Origin of the sequence: Escherichia sp. WS1368 (assembly GCF_046487485.1) — a bacterium.
In the GTDB taxonomy this organism is placed as follows: domain Bacteria; phylum Pseudomonadota; class Gammaproteobacteria; order Enterobacterales; family Enterobacteriaceae; genus Escherichia; species Escherichia coli.
The window spans coordinates 98,873-118,925 of record NZ_JBJQJI010000012.1 but is presented as its reverse complement, the minus strand read 5'-3'; the positions used below and the strand labels follow the sequence as shown (position 1 = coordinate 118,925).

At 46.9% G+C, this 20,053-nt stretch carries 18 protein-coding genes; 1 reads left to right on the top strand and 17 read right to left on the bottom strand.

Annotated features, from left to right (window positions below; all coding sequences use genetic code 11):
• Positions 1–93: 93 nt before the first annotated feature.
• Together ACJHYD_RS18710 and ACJHYD_RS18705 are read right to left on the bottom strand one after the other, a co-directional pair.
• Positions 94–1,434 carry a DnaB-like helicase C-terminal domain-containing protein gene (locus tag ACJHYD_RS18710; RefSeq protein WP_000137335.1) on the bottom strand — a complete coding sequence of 447 codons (1,341 nt, stop codon included), beginning with the start codon at positions 1,432–1,434 and terminating at the stop codon, positions 94–96.
• A gap of 43 nt (positions 1,435–1,477) precedes the next feature.
• On the bottom strand, positions 1,478–2,218 hold the full coding sequence (locus tag ACJHYD_RS18705; protein ID WP_109553706.1) for a hypothetical protein: 741 nt from the start codon (positions 2,216–2,218) through the stop codon (positions 1,478–1,480).
• A gap of 282 nt (positions 2,219–2,500) precedes the next feature.
• On the opposite strand from ACJHYD_RS18705, the gene ACJHYD_RS18700 reads away from it, so the two are divergent.
• Positions 2,501–3,268, top strand: coding sequence for an LEM-3-like GIY-YIG domain-containing protein (locus tag ACJHYD_RS18700; protein WP_000342417.1), 768 nt, complete (start codon positions 2,501–2,503; stop codon positions 3,266–3,268).
• Positions 3,269–3,320: 52 nt separating this feature from the next.
• On the opposite strand, the gene ACJHYD_RS18695 is transcribed toward ACJHYD_RS18700, so the two are convergent.
• The 15 genes from ACJHYD_RS18695 to ACJHYD_RS18625 form a co-directional block, all read right to left on the bottom strand.
• Positions 3,321–3,674 carry a hypothetical protein gene (locus ACJHYD_RS18695; protein ID WP_160378290.1) on the bottom strand — a complete coding sequence of 118 codons (354 nt, stop codon included), beginning with the start codon at positions 3,672–3,674 and terminating at the stop codon, positions 3,321–3,323.
• Between the two features lie 5 nt (positions 3,675–3,679).
• Positions 3,680–4,348, bottom strand: a complete 669-nt coding sequence (locus tag ACJHYD_RS18690) for an AAA family ATPase (protein ID WP_000161229.1) — start codon at positions 4,346–4,348, stop codon at positions 3,680–3,682.
• Between the two features lie 176 nt (positions 4,349–4,524).
• On the bottom strand, positions 4,525–5,277 hold the full coding sequence (locus ACJHYD_RS18685) for a hypothetical protein (protein WP_000035506.1): 753 nt from the start codon (positions 5,275–5,277) through the stop codon (positions 4,525–4,527).
• On the bottom strand, positions 5,262–5,645 hold the full coding sequence (locus ACJHYD_RS18680) for a hypothetical protein (RefSeq protein ID WP_000931257.1): 384 nt from the start codon (positions 5,643–5,645) through the stop codon (positions 5,262–5,264). Before ACJHYD_RS18680 ends, ACJHYD_RS18685 begins: the two co-directional genes overlap by 16 nt.
• Positions 5,646–6,017: 372 nt before the next feature.
• Positions 6,018–6,269, bottom strand: a complete 252-nt coding sequence (locus tag ACJHYD_RS18675; protein WP_000901561.1) for a hypothetical protein — start codon at positions 6,267–6,269, stop codon at positions 6,018–6,020.
• A gap of 1 nt (position 6,270) precedes the next feature.
• On the bottom strand, positions 6,271–6,963 hold the full coding sequence (locus ACJHYD_RS18670) for a hypothetical protein (RefSeq protein ID WP_000856757.1): 693 nt from the start codon (positions 6,961–6,963) through the stop codon (positions 6,271–6,273).
• 13 nt (positions 6,964–6,976) lie between these two features.
• Positions 6,977–7,300 carry a hypothetical protein gene (locus ACJHYD_RS18665; protein ID WP_000064177.1) on the bottom strand — a complete coding sequence of 108 codons (324 nt, stop codon included), beginning with the start codon at positions 7,298–7,300 and terminating at the stop codon, positions 6,977–6,979.
• 322 nt (positions 7,301–7,622) lie between these two features.
• The gene (locus ACJHYD_RS18660; protein WP_225088409.1) at positions 7,623–8,189 is read right to left on the bottom strand and encodes a hypothetical protein; all 567 of its coding nucleotides are present in this window, start codon (positions 8,187–8,189) and stop codon (positions 7,623–7,625) included.
• A 41-nt stretch (positions 8,190–8,230) separates the two neighbouring features.
• Entirely contained in the window at positions 8,231–8,485 is a 255-nt protein-coding gene (locus ACJHYD_RS18655) for a hypothetical protein (RefSeq protein WP_000120168.1), read from the bottom strand.
• A 60-nt stretch (positions 8,486–8,545) separates the two neighbouring features.
• Entirely contained in the window at positions 8,546–12,319 is a 3,774-nt protein-coding gene (locus ACJHYD_RS18650; protein WP_404852823.1) for a tail fiber domain-containing protein, read from the bottom strand.
• 476 nt (positions 12,320–12,795) lie between these two features.
• Positions 12,796–17,520, bottom strand: coding sequence for a phage tail protein (locus tag ACJHYD_RS18645; protein WP_410228827.1), 4,725 nt, complete (start codon positions 17,518–17,520; stop codon positions 12,796–12,798).
• A gap of 17 nt (positions 17,521–17,537) precedes the next feature.
• Positions 17,538–18,128 carry a tail assembly protein gene (locus tag ACJHYD_RS18640; RefSeq protein ID WP_001293196.1) on the bottom strand — a complete coding sequence of 197 codons (591 nt, stop codon included), beginning with the start codon at positions 18,126–18,128 and terminating at the stop codon, positions 17,538–17,540.
• Positions 18,116–18,913 (bottom strand): C40 family peptidase, encoded by a 798-nt coding sequence (locus ACJHYD_RS18635; protein ID WP_001405045.1) that lies wholly within the window; start codon positions 18,911–18,913, stop codon positions 18,116–18,118. The genes ACJHYD_RS18640 and ACJHYD_RS18635 overlap by 13 nt, the downstream gene beginning before the upstream one ends.
• Positions 18,906–19,604 (bottom strand): phage minor tail protein L, encoded by a 699-nt coding sequence (locus tag ACJHYD_RS18630; RefSeq protein ID WP_000511445.1) that lies wholly within the window; start codon positions 19,602–19,604, stop codon positions 18,906–18,908. Before ACJHYD_RS18630 ends, ACJHYD_RS18635 begins: the two co-directional genes overlap by 8 nt.
• A gap of 82 nt (positions 19,605–19,686) precedes the next feature.
• Positions 19,687–20,022 (bottom strand): phage tail protein, encoded by a 336-nt coding sequence (locus ACJHYD_RS18625; RefSeq protein ID WP_000442113.1) that lies wholly within the window; start codon positions 20,020–20,022, stop codon positions 19,687–19,689.
• Positions 20,023–20,053: the final 31 nt, after the last annotated feature.

Genomic DNA, 20,053 nt, shown 5'->3' with positions numbered 1-20,053 from the left:
ATAAAGGCTCATGTGTTTTTCTTTTGTGGTTTGGCAAAAGAAAAGTTGTTTCACCAATGAATCAAGCGTGGAGGTGTTCTCCACGCTTATTTTTTAGGTAACGTCTAAGATTCGCTCAATGAAGCGCATTTGTTCGAGGTTTTGTTTAACGCGAATGCTGATCCCTCCCTGCTGGTTACGCGAACCAGCAAAGTAGAGACGAGCCTCTCCTTTCGCTTCTTCTTCTTCGGTTTTGTTGATCGTTATTACCAGGTCAGCAATACGTACTTTTTCGATGTTGTCGGCAGCGTGCATCATTGTGGCAACTTCTGACGCGCCACCTTCACGGTTTGTTTGCGACGCCGTGATACCAGCAACGTTATGCTTGTCATAAAGAGCACGTAAATCGGTGTAGATACTACGAATGTTGGCGCGATCATCACGAAGGTCATAACTGGCACGCATCAAATCTGCGTAGTCGACAACAACCATGTCAGGCACCATGCCATTGGCTTTCATACTGTTAAGCATACGGTCCAGATCTGCCGGTGACATACTTCCTGACGGACGCTCAACAACCCACAAACTACCAATCCCCTTCGTGGCTCCCAACTCTGCCAACTTGCGATGAACTTCATCGCGCCGTTCCACCAGCTTGGACATTTCCGTCTCCGACAATCTTGCATCAAAACGGTCGGACAAAATGGTGGTGTGAACCTCCAGCGAGAGATACAGAACATTGTAGCCAGCAAGCGTAGCGTTTATGGAAAACTCACCCATTGCGGTCGATTTACCGGATTTAGCAAAACCCATGAAGAGCACCATTTCGCGCTTTGCCCAGCCTTTTTGGTACAGCAATCTATCAAGCAGAGGGAGTCCAGTTGTAATGCTGTTTGGCACATACTCCTCTGAAGCCTCATATTCACGCGCTTTCAATCGCTCACTTGCGGAGGTGTAGTAGTCATAGATTCCGGTCGCTTCGTTCGAGCCTATCTGCTGAACCTTGGCCATGATTGCCATCGCCCCCTGAAAGTCGCCCTTCTCTTTCAGTTCAGCAGCTTTAATCAGAGCATCATCAAACGCTACACTTTTTGCGAATGTGGATACCTGGTCAACCATGTACGAGGTATCAGACAATTTTTCTGCAAGGATGCGCTTAAACGCAGCAACAACATCCGGGAAGAGTTCCTCACGGATGGTCTTATCGCGTTTCGCACGCTTAAGCATATCCAGAATCGCAGATGAAGAAGGCGCGCTCTTGTACATACGGTAATAGCCCGAAACCATATTAACCAATATGGCATTGGCCGCATTGGCAAATTGGCTAGGCACAACCAGATCTCCCGCACGAGTAAGAAACTCGTGATCACGACAAAAATATGCCGTCAGTCTGTTCTGGAAATCTTCATCAAACTCTTCGGACAGCCCGCGTCCTGTATGGCAAAGTTCGGTCATGTGCTTTCCTTTGTTTTTTAAACAAATTGTTTTCTAGTATTAGTTAATTAGATAGGGGATCAATAAACCGCCGTGCTTCTTCCAGTTCTTCTGGAAAGTGGGCGGAAATAAGGCGCTCTGGAACGATTTCCATTAGCCAGATAGCGGAGAAAATTGCGCGTATGCGCTTGCTGCGGGGGATGGTGCGTAAACGCTCCAGAATCCACTCAAAATAGCTTTCCTGGATCGGGTTGAACTGCATGTCTCCCATATGCTTAAAGCTAACTAGAGAGTCATCCAGACGGGTTGTTGCGCGTCTGGCTAATTTCTCTTCGAATATCTCAACCAGCTCTGGCTGCCATAAATGCTGTGGGCGCGGCAGCTTGTCCCACAGCCGTCGTGCAGCTGCGGAAAGAACGGTGGAGATAAAGTAGTCGTATGAGCAGCAATAGCGGTCAGCAAACTGGCGTGCTTTCCATAGAGACGTTTTATTGGCAGTCGACAACTCCTGATAAGGCAGGCGTTTTAACCCGGTGGTGAACGGAGCTGTTTCAAAGTGTTCGCGACCGTGCGTCAGCATGATATTTGAGTACTGACGTTTGTATGCCTCCGTAAAAAGACAGGTGGCCATGAGAGGATGCATGTCGCGGTAATCAAACCACTTCGTCTCGAAGAGTTCAGCCTCGTCTTTACAGCGCGACAAACTAATGTTTTCAGCGACCCACTTGTCCATAACAGCGGTATTCCACTCTGTCATGAAGTCGTACTGGTCGTTGTCGATGGTATCGAAAAAGATTTGGCTCATGTGGCTCACCTGGTAGGTAGTTACTTACTTATCACAATGAGCGGATGATAGCGACTGGTGGCAGTTTTTGGAAGTGGAAACGGAAGGGAGTTGTTCTGGTGGTGTCTTTTAAAAGACCTGCTTCCGTATATATTTAATAAGTTACTTATTATTTATATATACAGAAGCAGGCATAACTTGTCGTCTTAGACGCCCAGAAGCTCTACACTTTGAGCCTGTTAAATTGATTAAAAACTTATGTGTAAAATAGAACGCATTAGTCAGTAGCAAAGAGATGCAATAATGGACGATTTATCGGTATACGCGAGATCATTGGATAAGGCTAAATACTATGTTTACTGTCTCTATGATACAGAAGACAAGATGAAAAGACCGTTTTACATAGGAAAAGGCAAATCGACTCGTTGTCTCGATCACATCAAGTATCCCGATGACTCTCCCAAATCCATGCGGATCAAAGAACTTTTGGCTAATAAAAAATTAGGCATAGATATACTTCGTCATGGTATGGATGAAACCACAGCCAAACTTGTTGAGGCGACATGCATCGACCTTATGGGGGTCGGAGAGCTTACGAATAAGGTACGAGGAAGTGGTTCCATGATGGGCAGAATATCACTGGACGCCTACCATCACTTAGTGCTGCAAGAGGAAACTGAAATTGCTCCTGAGCACGCCGGTCTTGCCTTCCTGCTAAACAGCACCTACAAGTCAGGAATGTCCGCTCTGGCATTATATGAGGCTACGCGTGGCGTATGGGCAAAGGTTCCAAGAGACGAGAATCTCAAATATGCCTACGCTACATATGGTGGGCTGATAATGGAAGTTTATCAGATTGAATGCTGGGTCAAAGCCGGTTCTCAGCAGTACTTTACAAGGGATATAGCTCTTGGCCCCGACACAAAACGTTATGAATTTGTTGGCAGAATAGCCGATGAGCATATTAGAAAACTGTATGTAGGCAAATTAATCAAGAAGCCACCAAGCTACGGTAGCCCTTTTGTGAAGGTTGGGGTGGTTAGGACTGAACATAGTGTTAGCGCGGCATAAAGCTGACACTGTAGTTATGCATTGGCGCAATGTACGCGCCAATGCATGATTTTTAACCTTTCTTCATCAACTCTCGTTTGATTTCATCGGTACGCATCGTGACATCGGCAGCGGTGATCGCCTCATTCAATTTCACGATGTCCTCGATTTCCTGCGGTGACTTCTCTGCCAGATGGAAAATGGCTGCTCGAATCACGTCAGAACGAGTGAACTTCTCGAAGCGAGGGATGAACTTCATCATCTCCAGCAGTTCGAAGTATTCGTCCTCCAGTGACATTGTGCGGCTTTTAATTTTCTCTTTGCCACGAGTCGGGCGTCCCTGTGGTCTGACTGGTTGGCGCAAAGGAGTTGTGTTCTTAGCCGGTGCATCAGGCTCTTTGCGCTTTGCTAGGTCACCCATTTTCATGGACATTATTCTTCTTCCTCCAGACTCAACAGATAATCTACAAATTCTTCAAACTCGGCTTCCGCCTTTTTGTCGCGCTCGCTACCGGTCATTTCAAAGATAGAACGACCAGACTCTTCCGCATCATCATAGACGTTGCGGTTATATAGATTGACTGGCGCAGACTCGATGCCAAACGTCTCAACAATCTCTTTAGCCGCCAGAATGCGAGACACTTGTGATGGCAAAGCCGGGCACTGGTTCATGACCGCGCGGACCTTCACTTTATCGTTTACATTACGAACATTGTCGATAATAGGATCGATGTCACGCAGAGATTTCAAATCACGACGCTTAGGACGAAGCGGGATAATGATAACGTCGGCCATCAGCATCGCTTGTCGCTGAATTTCGGAGTCAAAGCCACCAGCATCTACCACTACATACTCAGCTCTACCCTGAAGCGATTTTAGGTGCTTAATGATGTCATCCTGAACGTATGCAAAAGGAATCAGCTCAAGGTCTTCGTTCTGTCGACGGTCTTCACACCAGCTCGTTGTCGTGCGCTGAATATCTATATCGGTGATATAAACCTTCTTCTTCTTTTTGACTTTCAGGCAAACGGCAATTTGCTGGGCAACGGTGGATTTGCCAGGCCCGCCCTTTGTGCCGCCAACCACAAAGATCTTGGTCATTGGAGAGTTCCCTTTGCGTATATAATTATCGTCTGAAACAACTTGTTTTCTTATATGTGATATAGCCTAAATGCCTACGGCTGTGGTGTAAAGGTTAAATGGTAGGTGCTGCCTTAGAATTTTTAGGCGAGAATCAATGGCTGTTAACAAAAAAGGCGACCAAAGTCGCCTTATTTTTAATCTTTTAGGTATAAACCTACTGGAGTTCTTGTTTTGCGGGAGATGATAAGTACGATAAATTTCTGAACGTTAACTTGCACTTTGTTTGGGAGCCAAGAGCTTAACTCTGCATCAAGCAACAATCCTCTGTTCCACGGCAAAAATCCGGTTTCTTTCCCCATCCCGTACTCGCCTAACACATCCTCGAACGTTTCTGTTTTGGCATTGTATATACGCACATCGCCGGTTCGCATGAGAGGCCCTGCCCAGATCTTAGCACCAGGAATGGTTTGTGTATCGTCGCAGACTAAATGCTCATACCAATGAAGAAGAAAGAGATAGGTACGGTGACACAATCCTCGCTGACGACGCTCTCTGACAGTTTCGACACCGGCTACCTGGTAACATTCGATCTCATTACCGTCTTCAACAAAACTATATTCACGCAGAGCTATCCTACCAGCGATCGTATTTTTGTTTTCGTCCAGAAGCCCGGACTGGAGCACCTCTTTGATAATCTCTTCTTCAGGGGCATCTTCATCCGCTCGATCTAAGATGAATTCGCTCAGGTCGCCTTGGTCGCGCGCACCTACAAGTTCCATAGAGACATACAGGCAAATGTCATCTTCTGGTTCAATGATTTCAATTTCTGAGATTTTATAGAGGGAGGCTTCATTGATAAGAAAGCCAAAACGAACAACACGAGTCTCCCCTTTATGAGGAAACTCGCTTAGATCTTTTGAATATGCGCTATCTAGTGTAGGAGCCATTTTGTAGCAGAATCATCAGCCTTAACCGTGCTGACAATGCTACCATGATTGCGTAAGAAGCGGCGAATAGAATGTTCAATAACCTCCGAAAAAGCCTCGATAAAACGAGACAGCTCAGGGTACTGTTTAGCTGGCTTGACTACAAAACGAACACGACCATTCAGGTAAATTGCTTCAGCTAATGGCTTCACGCTTGCACCAGCGCGCTCAACATCGTCTTTGAAGGTAACGATGAAGCGTGAGTCTTCCGGTTCAATAGCGTCATTATTGAGCTTACGTACTTCAAGCTTGTGCTGATTCAGCACATGAGTCTCGATAATACTCGTGCAATCGCGAATAGTTTGTATAGAACGTTTCTCGTTCAGCATGTGTCCACCTTAGCCGTTAACACAAGTGTCATTGCGGCACCCCTCTCGGGGTTGAAGGCTACGAGGATGCGTAGCCTGTATGTGCCCACTTACGTGGATGCCTAATAAATCTACATCAAATTACTAAATGATTCAACATGAGCTTGAGTGAACAGGCGTGTATATGAGTGAAGATGCCATCTTTAGGATAAAAGGTAAACTGAGACCACTCATCAATCATCGACTCAGTTCAGGTGCCCCCACTCACACAACCTTTCACCTATCGTATTGTGGATAAGCAACTGTCGCTCCGTTTCCTCAGTCATAAAATCCTCTCTACTCACATAAATAGGATTTGCAGCATCGCAGAATAGCACGCCTGGAGCCTGCGTCTTAATCACGCACCCATTTATCAAACAGCTCGCGATGAACACCAGAGGCATCTTTTTGCCGCACTTCATTAACCGTTTCATTTTTGACATCCACTGTGCTTTGAAGTCGTTTTCTGTCTTCCTGTTTTGCCTTCTCTTCCATTGCTCGTCGCGCCGCATTTCCGCCCATCGTGTAAGCGCCGACAAGAACGAAAAGAACGGCAGCCAGCGTAATCAAAGCAACTTTTAGCTTTGTCATCAGGCTGCCTAGCATATTAGACCATCCCTTTCTGGTGTTTTCTTACCTGCGACCAGGCAATGAATCCTGCCACAACAATAGTGGCAATACCGAAGATGATGCGTACTGTATCCCCGCTAGAGATATGACCTTGTGCTTTATCCATAGCAGCGGAAACCTGCGGCATAACATCGGCAAGCTGCGCCAGACCAATACCTGCTGTGACAGTTGCGCCTGCGGTTTCTTTAGTTACAGGAACAGCCTTCACGGTTTTCACCGGCTTAACGACGCCGGCTCGACGCAGACCTTCCTCAATAACTTCTGCCGCATACCAGGTGTTCAGCGTTTTTAGTGGACCTCGACCATTCTCGTGGCGAATGATTGCCTCAACCAAAGGTCGAAGGATGTCGTAATCATGCAGATCGATGATCATGTCTGCGGTTACACCAACGGCTTTAGACACCTCATTAATGTAGGCGTCAGTGTTGTTTTCATTCGGCGGTGCCCAACGTTCAATAACTTCACGAATGGTATCGATACTTGAGCCGTCTTTTGCGCGACGTTTGTCGTGGTAGGTAATTAGAGTCACCGCCAGCGCACGAATCCCCCAAACAGGGTCTTTAAACGTGCAAAAGCGCGGTTCGTCTGGATTCGCAACCAGACCTTGCCACGGTGATCCTTTATCAAGATTACCGGGGTTATTATTACGAATGCCTCTCGGAGTCTTCATCCTTGATCTCCTGTTATTGCAGTCCATTTTTTACGCCATACGCGGCTAACCCCAAAAGCAGTGCAGTAATAATGAACGACGTTATTTTAGAAACAATGCCGCCAAAGAACCCACTGGAGATGGAATCTAACCGGTTAAGGAGTTTGTCCAGATTGGAGTGTTGAATACTATGTTGCGCCGGGGTCATATCACCAAAGTAGGTTTTCAGCTGATCATTGACCTCCTGGCCAATTTCTTCACGTAGCTCTTTACCTAATTTGCCAACAACCTCCCGAGCAACGATCGCGGCAATACGCTCAACTTGCTCTGTTGTAACGCTCGCCATCTCGTTCGACATGTTTTCCTCCATGAAAAGTCAAATCGGGATGGCGGATTTATATCACATTTCACCCTTTTATTGTAGGTGTGTACCTACCTATCATTCAGCATTGCAACGGACTGATGAGAAAGCACCTACTCCTACCCATCGCCAGTTATAGATACTACCCGCTTTGTATAAGGTATAGTCGTTCACTTTTTTAACAGCATATATGGGTATGACTGTCTCCTGTCCACCAATGATAGCCTCACCGTAACATATAGGTGTCGGCAATTTCTGGCAGCCAGTAAGAGAGAGAACAACAGCTATTATTAGAAATAATCTTTTCATCATTTACTCATCAGTTATACAGATTTCTATTTATTACCGGTACTCTGCCATTTACGCTAAAACTATGGCCGCCATTAAGTTGGTTTACGAATATCGAGCTAACAGTATTTCCATATGCCGCATATCCATAAACCATTGTCATGGCTCCGCCCGGTACTGGAACAGCGAACACATTCGCATATGTTGGGATTATCGCTGGTGGGTAATCAAAAACATGCCCTCCAGAGCTGTTCCACTCCGTATTATTAAGAAAGGTAAATGAAAGTGGGATATTTGCCGTATTATAGATTTCCTCCCCTTGTGCATTGAAAAAACTCATGCCCCAAGTTTCTTTTTTGGCTATACCTTTCGAAAATACGTATATCGTGGCACTAGAGTCGCTACCCTGACCTCCGAAACTGTAAATCACCTGGTTGTTACGCACTATTCTGTTGGCTATTAATGAAACAGCTTTCGAATAGGCAACAAAAATCATCGGTGAACGATCTGGAGATATTTGGGTGTTAAACTCTGTCCCGCCGGACAAAGAAACAACCTGCTTTCTCTGAAAAACGATAGGAGACAAAGAAGGAGACATCCAGACCTTCCCGTCAGATCGATATATCTTGCTTCCGTACATTATTTTTGAAAAACCAATATGTTTAAATTACCACTAGCTCCAGACCACGAAATGGTATTTCCAGAAACCGTAAGACTTGTGTATTTTCCATTGGTTACGTCCATTATGTAATAGTCGATTCCCAATCCCGCCTCAACCTCATATGTTCTACTTCCTGAACCAGAGGGAGTAAAATAATCGAGGTAATAAACAGGGGCCAACGCATCGACCATCTCCTGTCTTGATGGCGACCAAACCTGTGCACCATAGCTCATAAATATATCCTTATACTTTTAAGCAGGGGCTGGTTTAGTTCCAGCCCCGATTGAAGTTGTTTATTCTTTAGGTGAATTTAACTTCGTTTCAAGCTCCTCAACCCTTTTGGTCAATTGCTGAATATGATGAATGAGTGGTACAACCAAACGCTCATACATCACTCCTTCAGCGACCATACCATTTGAGGAAATATCTTCTGGAGAATCATTATTTGTTGGTTCACGCCAATGGACATATTGCGGGGCAATCTCACCAACCTCTTCAGCAATAAGGCCGTAATACCCCCAATCCTTTCGGTCACCTCGACAAATTGAACGATACCAAACAGGTCTTAATGACAAAAGTTCATCAGCATATCGATCTTGTAATGTTTCAATATCCTTTTTATAGCGCCTTGAAGAGGTTGAACGCCAAACTGTATTGATACCTGGGTTTGGATCAATGTACATATTGGCACCGCTAGTAGTTGTGCCAATATCCCATATAGCAAACCCTCCACTACCGCCTGATTTGACAACCAGTGTTTCAGCAATAATATCCAGGTTGCCACTATAGCCTGTCAGTGATGATCTGCTTGCATAGGAACTTAGAAGGTTTGTTACCTCTGTTTTCGTGTAAGCATTAAGGTTAGCCGCAGTCAAAGTTATATCGGCAGAGCCATCAAACGCCACACCAGCAATTTTCCTTGCTGTCTGCAATTTTGTGGCGGTTGCGGCATTACCAGTAGTGTTCTGATTACCAGTTGTATTCACACCAGGGATTGAATCCTTAGCGGTATATACCTGCGCCCACGCTGACCATGCCGCACCTGTGTTATCTCTTCGTGAGCGAATGAAAACTGGCGCATGTGCACCGCTCGTACCACTCCAGCCAATAAGCAACTCTCCCTCACCAGCAGCACTCGCACCTTTCATGTGCAATACGTTGCCATACATGGTCGGGTAGCTATTGTTGTACGCCTCGTACATTTGAATGCCAGCAGTGCCTTGAGTAGAGCCGCTTAACGCCGTAACTCGGCCACGAGATACCAATGTATTAATGTTGATATCGCCTGAGCCATCAAACTTAACACCATTGATGTTTCTCGCTGTTTGCAACTTCGTAGCTGTTGAAGCATTACCGTTCAAACTACCATTTACGCCACCAGTCACATTTAGTCCATTACCAATTGATACAGCACCGCTGGTATTATTAATTGTAATAGGTCGCAAACCGTTCCATGAACCTAATGTGTCTCCTGATGCTGTTAGCATGAAATATGTGTTCGATCCATCATTACGGATAAAGAACCCAAAGCTACCGTAAGCAATGCGGAAACCATTTGCATATTTTGAAATGATCTCGCCAGAAGATGTCAAACCTCCAGATAATGTACCACCGGTAAGAGGTAATGCACCGACATCAGAGGCTGTTGGTTTGTTTTTCGTGTTATATACTCTTCGCCATCCCGGAGAATAATCTGTGCCATTAAATACATAGATAAACTCCGCATTAGTGAGAGCACCAGAGACACTCGTCGTTGTGGCCGTTGTTATACGGATCGTATAATTGTTTGAGCTACTACCGTTATTAAATACCTCTATAACAGCTCCTGCCAATGGAATAACGCCACAACCAGTTTCACTATTTGGTATGGTTGCACTATTGGCATAGGCCCACGCACATCGAGCAATCCATGACTTTGTGTTAAATGCTCCATTATTTTGCAATAACGTCACTAACTGTGCTGTTGTTATTGCTCCGCCATTACTTCCTGTAGTTAACCAACCAGTAGGAGATGCCGGGCAACCTATATTTGCTGGCGACAAGGAAATATTTGCCGAGCCGTCAAACGACACCCCATTGATAGTACGCGCAGTCTGCAACTTCGTAGCAGTAGCCGCGTTGCCCGTTGTATTCTGATTACCAGTCGTATTAACACCTGGCAAATTAATATTCGCAGTACCATCAAAGCTCACGCCGCCGATAGTTCTTGCCGTCTGAAGTTTTGTAGCAGTTGCAGCATTACCAGTGGTGTTCTGATTACCCGTAGTATTTACACCTGGAAGGTTGATATTTGCAGAACCGTCGAAACCAACTCCACCGATAGATCTTGCCGTCTGCAATTTCGTTGCTGTACTTGCATTACCATTTAATGTTCCGGTGATCCCACCAGTAACAGACAACGGACCTGAAACTGTTCCTCCGGTTGTTGGCAGTGCTCCAATATCTAACGGCGTCGGTTTCTGATGTGTGCTATACATCGTATAAACAACACCATCGGTAACGCTGGAAGGCTTACTAGCTGAATATGTTGGCGATGTATAAATAGAAACTGTCGCATTTGCAGTACAATCCCAATGGATATTTACACGAGTCGCATAATTGCCAATCTCAACGTAAATATCATATGTATCGCCGGATGTGTTGATCCAGGCGAAATTCGTTAATCCGACAGCTGTACGCTTCCACAAAGCACCTGTAATCCCTTTGGGGTTTCCATTGCCTGCTCGTAGAACCAGTTCTGAAATGCCTGCCTGATGTGGGGAGCCGACGTTGTAACCAGCGCCACCAATCAATGCGATGTAAACGATGGAACTCGCTTGTGGCATGGTAACCGTAGCCAGTTTGAACCACCCTGCCCCGCCAGAGAAAGACATCGTTACTGAATTTAAAGTACCAATATCTTTCGGCGTTAATGTGATATCCGCAGTCAGTGCTTTACCGTTAACTTTTCGGTTAGATGGCACCCTGCTATTCGCATTGTCATTGGCTGCTTTAACTGCTTTTGGCGTTGCGGCCAGCGATTCACTGGTGCTGTCGACAGCACTGCTAAGTTTCACAACACCTTTAGTTGTAAGGCTTGCGTCTTCCATCGCAACTGCACCGGCAATCTCTTCAGCACGATCAGCAGCAGCTTCCGCACGGGTCGCAGCGGATTCAGCAGCAGTTTTGCTCTGAGATGCTGCCGTCGCACTGCCTGCCGCCTCTGTTGCTTTCGTGGATGCCGTCGTGGCGCTGCCCTTCGCTGCTGACGCCTGTCTGGTCGCCTCATCTTTTGAAGCAGACGCAGATGATGCCGATGACGCTGCCGAACTGGCGGACGATGCGGCTGCCGTTTTTGAGGATTCTGCACGGGTTTCCGACGCTTTCGCGTTCGTTTCGGATGTCTTCGCTGCGGAAGCAGACCTCGCTGCTGCGCTGGCCTGTTCAGTGGCTTCGCCAGCCTTCGTTGTGGCTGTTGAAGCAGACGATGCGGCACTTTCTGCCGATTTTCCGGCGGCTGTGGCACTGGCTGAGGCCTGCCCGGCACTTGTTGACGCGGCACTGGCAGACGACGCAGCCGCTGTTTTTGAGCCTGCTGCAGCCGAGGCGCTCTGTCCCGCTGCCGTTTCAGAAGACCTGGCGTTCGTCTCGGACGTTTTTGCCGCCTTCGCGGAATTTCCTGCCGCCGTTGCCGAGGAAGCTGCGCTACTGGCGCTCGAGGATGCGTTCGTTTCTGATGATTTCGCTGCCTCTTTTGAGGCCGCCGCATCCCGGGCTGAGGTGGCAGCTTCTGACGCTTTCGTGGTCGCGGTGGATGCAGAAGTGGCTGCTGATTGTTGTGACGCTGCGGCATTCGTTTCAGATTTTTTCGCAGCAGTTGCACTCGCACTTGCGGCACTTTGTGAGGATGCCGCAGCGGATGCACTTTGAGACGCTTGAGAGGCTTTTTCTCCAGCGGTATTGGCGCTTTCTGCTGCTGCGGCAGCACTGGCCGCCGCCTCACGAGCTTTGTCGCCAGCAGCATCAATCGCGTCAGTGTTATTTTTATACCACTCAACGTTTTCGTTGTGCTCGTTGACGATCTGCATTAGCGGCTTAACGGTTACTTCTGAACCGTCTTCACGCTCGATTGTCACCTCATCCAGAGCAGTCAACCAACTGCGCATGGACTTGGAATCAGCCGACATACGCGACATTAGTGCTGTAAAGCGCGCGCTAAACTGTGTTAAGTCGCCTTCATAGGTCGTAATGATTCGGCACGGAACTTCAGACTGAGTTTCGCCGGTATAAGGTTCTGAGAGAACAATGTTCGTATCACTGGTTACGCGCTTGATCTCATACAGCTTATTGTCGGGGCCAATGACGATCATCCCCGGCAACACACCATTAGCTGTTACGTTCCAGGCTGTCCCTGCCCCAACCAGAGTATTGCTGCCCTGTGTAAATGTGATAGTACCTTCCCTGTACCACATGTTGAATATGCTCCTTGATTTGGTGGGCTATCCTTGCCCACCATTAAGTATGTACCTACTTATTTTTACCGATATAAATATTTTTTTCTACATTACAGAAGGCCAATTCTTACTCGTAGGACGTTGTTATCGTCATAAACGTCAATCCGCTGACCATTTATGACCAGTCGCCCATTACCCCCGCTATTACCGTTGATCTCAAGCGTTCCATTTTTGCCGAACCGCCATCCAGATCTACCGCTAACAAAATTGGTAGATTGCAGATCGCCTACTTTTGCATTGGTGATTGTGCCATCCTTGATATACGCACCATTCATATAGGCGATACTGTTTTCGATAACAAATGGCGTGGTGATCTTCCCGTTAACAGAGTTGACCAAACCAAACCTGTCAGCCTGCACCAAAAACTGAGAAAGGCCAGTGGTGTCGATACCAAGCGCAATACCAGCAACATACTTCTGCCCTCCGCTCGTTGAAGTTTCCATTTTCAACGTCCACGCGGTTGACACTTTTTTGTTGGTATCAGCAATAGCTGTTGCCTGCTGTTGAATTGTCGCGGTATTTCCATCCACCTCTGCTTTCAGAGTATCGATTCGCCCACTCAGAGCATTATCTGCCTGCGTTCTCGCTGTCGTTTCAGTTGTTACCGCCGCGGAAATGTTGGCTGCCGTTTGAGACTCTAAGTTTGTGATTTGAGTCGCCAATGCAGCATCTTGCTCTGTACGCGTTTTCGTTTCGGTTGCTACAGCCGCTTTAATATCCTCTTTGTATTGAGAGGTCAGCTTGGTGATCTGAGACGACAACGCCGAGTCAGCATCAGTTCGAGCCTGCGTTTCAACTGCAACGGCCGCACTAATATCTTTCGCTGTCTGTGCTTTTAAACTTGAAACCTCTTTTGTTAAAGCGGTATCACCATCAGCACGAGCCGTTGTTTCTCTGGCAAGAGATGCCTCGAGATCATTAGCTTTTGCTGTAAGAGACGAAATCTGAGTGGACAATGCACTATCGGCATCAGTCCTTGCCTTTGTCTCTACAGCAACCGCTGCGGCAATATCAGTTCCGGTTTGTGCTCGCAGGCTGTTAATTTCTCGTGAGAGCGCCTGGTCAGCACTTGCTCTGGCCTCCTGCTCCTGAGTGATGGCAGCGGATATATCACCGTCAACCTTTGACTGAAGCTGGTTTATTTGTTTGGCTAACGCAGAGTCCCCGCTTGCTCGGGCCTCCTGCTCACTACGTATTGCAGCAGAAATATCATCATCAACCTTTGCCTGAAGTTGGGTGATCTGGCTTGCCAGAGCCGAATCTTCCGTTGCTCGGGCTTCTTGCTCTTCCTTAATAGCTGCGACGATATCGTTGCTTACTTTCGACTCAAGCTGAGTGATCTGTGTCGTCAGAGCTTCATCGGCAGATGTGCGAGCCTCCTGCTCTGTACTAATCGCCGCGCTGATATCTCCTTCAAACTTAGATTGCAGCTGAGTGACACGCTTTGCCAACGCTTCATCGCCATCGGCACGAGCGGTGGACTCTTCCAGAATACTGGCCTTAATGTCTTCGCCAATTTCTACGCGAATTTCCTCAACCTTCGTGGCCATTGCAGACATATCATCAGCAAAGGTTTTCTGTGTTGTTGCGATCTTCGCGTTATTGACCATCTGCTTGTGCTGGTCTTCATCTTGACGAAGAGCTAGGTCAATATTTGTTTTGGCTAACGCCTCAATGTTCGTAGTCAGTTCTGCACTGGCACGATCGACCTCTGCAACCGTCTTTTTCATTTCTTCAACGGCAGCGGAGCTTTCCTCTACCGTTGACTGCAACACTTCCAGTTGTTTAGCGTTTGCAGCATCGCCTTCAACACGAGCCTCGCTTTCCTTAGCAATAAGAGCCGCCGCTTCATCTCTTGCAGCCTTTATTGCCTCGACTGTATTAGCGAGAGCTTTATCGTGTTCAGATACGGTGTTTTCGATTTCAACAATTGCAGCATCAGTAGCATCAATTTTTTCAAACGCTTCATTGACCTTGTCGATCGTTGCCGAAACCTCACCTTTAAGCTCGGTTTGTGCGTTCTCCAAAGCATCGCTACGCTCGTTGAATTTTATTTCAAAACCCGCGAGGTTATCGCTGAACTGCTTATCTAATTCAGCTATATCTTCCTTAACGTCGTTTACCGACCCCTCCAAAGATTCGACGCTCTGGTTGATATGCTCATTTAACTCGTCAACTGCTTCTTGAGAGGCTTTGCTGTTGATGTCCTCAAGCAGAGCCTGACCAAGCTCGGAAGATGTAATTTTGCCAGCCAGGAACGACAGTACATCGCGAGTTGTCGCCTCTGTACCCAAGTTTGAGTTCGGAGGGCTTAACATACCTCGCTTGTTCGATGCTCGAACCCAGTAATACCACGTTTCGCTATCCCCAAGACCAGCATGTGTAAAGGTGGTGCTTGCAGACTCTGCGATCAGTTTCGCCGTATCCAGATTGTTGGTCTGGGATGCGTAAACATTAATGTGATCAAGGTCTACCGAATCTGGATTAACCCAATTCAGTATCACATTACGATAGTCTCCAACGGCCGTTAATGACGTTGGTGCATCCGGCGGTGTCATTGTGCCCAGCACCTGATAAACGGTACTGATAATTTCTGTTTTTTTACCGTTGAATGAAACCGCATACAGTTGGAAGTCGTAGCGTCCATTCTCCGCGACATTAACGATTTCGTATTGTTCTTCGGTTACACGCGCCGATTGCCAGTTCGATACATTGTTTTCATCAGAACGTCGCCAACTGATCCAATACTCTGGAGATTTCCCTTCCCATGTTGCAGTCAGTTTTACTGACAGGTTGCCCGGGCTTGAGAGGTAAGTCCCTTCAGTGATTTGCAAATTAGACGGCTTGGAGTAAGTCGGGTCCAATACCGTCGTATTCTGCGGGATAAGCGTTGCACCATTGTCGATCGCCTCATATTTAGACGGATTGTTTTCAACAGCGGTGATGTCAAAGCTACCCGACGTTTCCCCCTGAGCGATGTTAACGATGCGAACGCGCATAGGTTCGAGATCTGGTTCTATAATTGTCCAGACACCGTTCAAAACAGGCGTTTCCGCTGACGACAGAGCTTTTGAAAACGTAACCTTTGTTATGTTTTCGCCAGTTTCAAGAACATCGCGCTCAACGATTTTGCCTTCCTGATTCAATATCCGAATAAAGCTGCCGCTTTTAGCTAACGACACAGGCGCATCGAGAGTGATGCTGTTTTTGGTAAACTCCACAATTCGACCGGAGTTACGTTTACCTGCACGATATTTGTTCTGAATCAGAACGGTTTCACCGGGCATCAGAAATGAGGCGTCTAAGCCGGCAGTAAATGTAATTACATCCGACTCCATTCTGGCGGTATACAAAAGCCACAAACCAACTCGGTGAGCCTGGCCTCGGCTTGTACATCCAAATGCTACGACTTCTGTTTTACGCTCACCATAACGGCGCATTGCGTCCTGATCTTCAACGTACTCGATGTTTTGCTTATAACCGTCCTCCTTGTTGTTGTAGGTTACGAGCGCAACGGATGGGCGATCTTTACGCGCAGAACCTTTATAGGTAAACAGTCCATCTTTGACGTTGGAGTTGGTAAACATCATTACTGGATCTGATGGGCTATCCTGCATGATGTTAACCATGCCACCAGCCCAAAACACCATGCCGCGGAATGCACCGGCAATATCCTGAATTAATCGGTATGCGTCTTGTCGACTGGTGATCTGCGTATTGATTGCAAAGCGTTTCTCTTTACCCCCAAAGCCATCATCGACCTCTTCGTCACAATATCGACCAATCTGGTAGAGCTGGCCGAGGTCAATCATGGATTCCGACACAAATTGCCCAAGACCATACCGAGTATTGGTAAGCAAATCGTAGAGAATCCACGCAGGGTTTGAAGAAGACAACAGCTTAAAAGTACCGTCCCATACGCCGACATAAGTATTGGTGTATTCGTTGTAGTTTGACGGTACTCGGATTTTGATACCGCGCACCAAATACGAACGGGAAGGCATTGTGCTACCAAACTGCTCTGAATTGACCTTCAAGCCAACAAGAGCAGAGTTAGGGTAGTTCATTGGCGTGTCGACAATCTCACCTATGGAATCAACCCATGTGTCGTTGTAGAGGTACTGGCTACTGTTATCATCTGTAAGACGAATCACCCTAACCTTGTATGCACGACCAGGCTTAGGTAGTTTCAGCTCATAGCTACGGTAATACACGCCGGTTTTCTTTGCCGTTAGCGTGATATCAACGCTTTTCTCACCTTCTGCCACTACATCAGAAAATGTTGCGTCTCCGTTGGCGATCTGGAATTTGTACTTCACCGTAGTGCCATTTGTATCGCCAGAGCTTTTATCAACGCTACGTAAAGAGGGGAATTTCATGATGACACGAACGCGATCAGCTTCATCGTTATCGATTGAAACCGTAACGTCGTGTGTTTTTTTAAGCTGAATATTTACGGACTTAGGCGTTTCGACAAAATCAAAACCAGCCATTGGCGTCTGGTCTTGTGAGCCGTCACGAAAATCCCATGTAATACCGCTGAAGTTGGAAGAGCCATCTTCATTCAAGATCGGTAAATCGTCGATGAAGATCGACTTTGCGCCATTTACCAGGCCACCGATAACCCCCTCGCCAAGAAGGTCGAGGATGGCTGCCATAGCACGAGAATTGACAGTATCATCAGCTTCAACCGGGGTACGGCTGGAGCTTTTACTTTTCTTGCCACCAGCACCGGCAATAAGAAGCGGTAATTTTTTCTTCTTGAACTGTTCCATGTCCAAAAAATCCTTGATTACATAAGCTGGTCGATGGTGATAGAAGAACTCACGACCTGTGAGCCAACTAAAATTTCCTCGCCATAGATAAGCTGTACAGGGTTCCCCTGGTTTGTTGTGTTTTGAGGTCCATCAAAGTAATAAGAGTTCGAGTTATCCGCCTGCCTCACACTTTCGTTAGTGGCTTGCGGAGATATGATTTGCGCTATACCGCCCATCATCAGTGACAAACCGAGAGGCGCAAGAGCGGGCACCCATATCGAGGCAACCATTAATACTGCTCCAACAACCGTCTGAAACCATCCAAAAGCAGATCCACCACTTCCTCGCGGAACAGGGGTAATGCGGATTTTTGCAATATTGTCAGACTGCCCCATCATCTGATATTCACTCTCGTCCACAGACCACTTGTGGCCCTGTTTATTGGTGATCTGGATGTGGTATCTGTCATAGGTTTTGATATTGCGCTTCATCCATGCTTTAAACCCAGGCTTGTTGGCCTCAATTAAATCCAGAGCCTGTTTTGTATTACGCACCTTTAGATGCCAGTGGCGGCCAAAATGTTTGGCCATAGGGCCGCCAAGCTGCACATGAACTAACTCAGACACGTCTCATCTCCCTTGAGCAAGTCTCTGTGACGCAAGTGATGCGTCGTATGTTTCTGATACATTCCGCCGTAATAAGCACGACAACTTAGGCGGTCGATCTGGTGATGAAGAATCATTCCATCGCCGATATAAACCGCGCAGTGGTCAGGCATTTTCCCGTATTGGATAAAGAATACGTCCCCACGTTGAGGCTCTGTTCCGGGCGCAAGACGCACCAATCCCTCGTTACGGTAGTTCTGATCGAGAATGTCGTTATCGCCGGTGTACCACGATGGAATATGCAGGTGTGCGTTCGGGTTTAGTTCGACGTTAAACTCACGCTTCAAATAGTCCCGACACAACATCCAGCAATCAAATACGCCAAATACATACGGTCTGCCCAGGTATGGCATTTCGAAACCATCAGGTGTGATCACATTCATCTCGCTAAAATGGAAAGGGGCATCTCCCTCAACATTCTTGCGAATAGCCAGAATCATCCACGGAACTTCCGTCGCTTCGCAGCCTGCACGATCGGCATCAGATGCTTCTGCTGATTCATCAGTATGTGAATGCCAGATTGCGATAACATCACCCGCATCCTCTGCCGCCATAATGTCGTCAACGTGCATTACAAAAGTGTTCTGCGGGTTCTCCGAAACATTCCGCGCTTCCATAAAGCGATATTTGTCGCCATTAGTTCTAACCAGAAAGCCACACGCTTCATTAGGGTAGCGATTTATGGCGCAGAGATAGATTTGCTGCATAACGTCAGAGCCAAGCTCAGGGATTGCTTTATTACCCATACCGCGTAGCTCCAATAAATCCGCCAAAATGGATCACACCGTCGGCAAAATAATTCCGACGCGCATTACAGGCGTCATAACGTTTTGTGCAGTAATCCGCACCAGACATAGACGTCTGCTGGTTATTTTTGTCGAAATATGGACCGGTATAGCCGCATTCTGGCCCTCGGTATTTCCACGGGCAGGTGTTTTTAATGATCTGACGATACGGCAGTTGCACCCCCATCAAATCGAACACACTGGACAATTCAAACTCGACAACCTGATGAGTTTCGAGAGTTTTCTGTTCGATAAACCACATTTCATCCGGGAAATGTTGGTTTGGATCTGCTGTTGGGTTGCCGTCTTTAAAATTAACGGCATCGAGGAAGCGAGCCAGCGTCATCTTGCGAATAATGCGGCAGCCAACAAGATCGTCGTTCGCCTGAACTTCCGCAGAGACGGTTCCGGCAAAGTTCGATACCTGAATTTTTGGACGTGGCAACGTTCCCTGGCCCGTTTTGTCAAAGCCTGATGCTTTTATTGGCCACGGCTCGTATGTCACTCCTTGCCAGACGACCGGTTGCATCAGTTCGTTTGTTCCGGCGTGGAAGAATAGCTTCCCCCCTGAAGTTGTGTTCGACATATCCAGTACGAACAACTCAATGAGTGCAGAGGGAGATAAGCTCTGAATATCAGCTTTAATTCCCATTGTTTCATCCTTGAAATAAGTAGGCGCTAACATCCTGTCAGCGCCACAATGATAGTAAATTAGTACTTACTTATCCAGATACTTAAGCCTCAAATACTTGTCTGAATGTAGCAGTTAAGACACAGTACCCCTGATATCGCTTGACCGTATGACTGTCACATACAACTACAATCTGCTTGCCTCTTGGATTAACCCAATAGAACGATTCAACGCCTGATCGCTCAGTCAGGAAGTCATCGATTGCATTAATTTCGTTGTATGATCTGGTAAAGGTTAACGACCATTCTTCTTTAATACGATTAAGACCTTGAGCCTGTCGCTGCTCGTAGTCATCACCAAAATTAAGTACCGTTACATTCGGTTTTACGCTTTTTTCAGATTCGTAATCTGGATACCAATTAAACGTTTGTCTTTCCATCTCACATCCTTGTGAGACTGCCCCGGTCGGG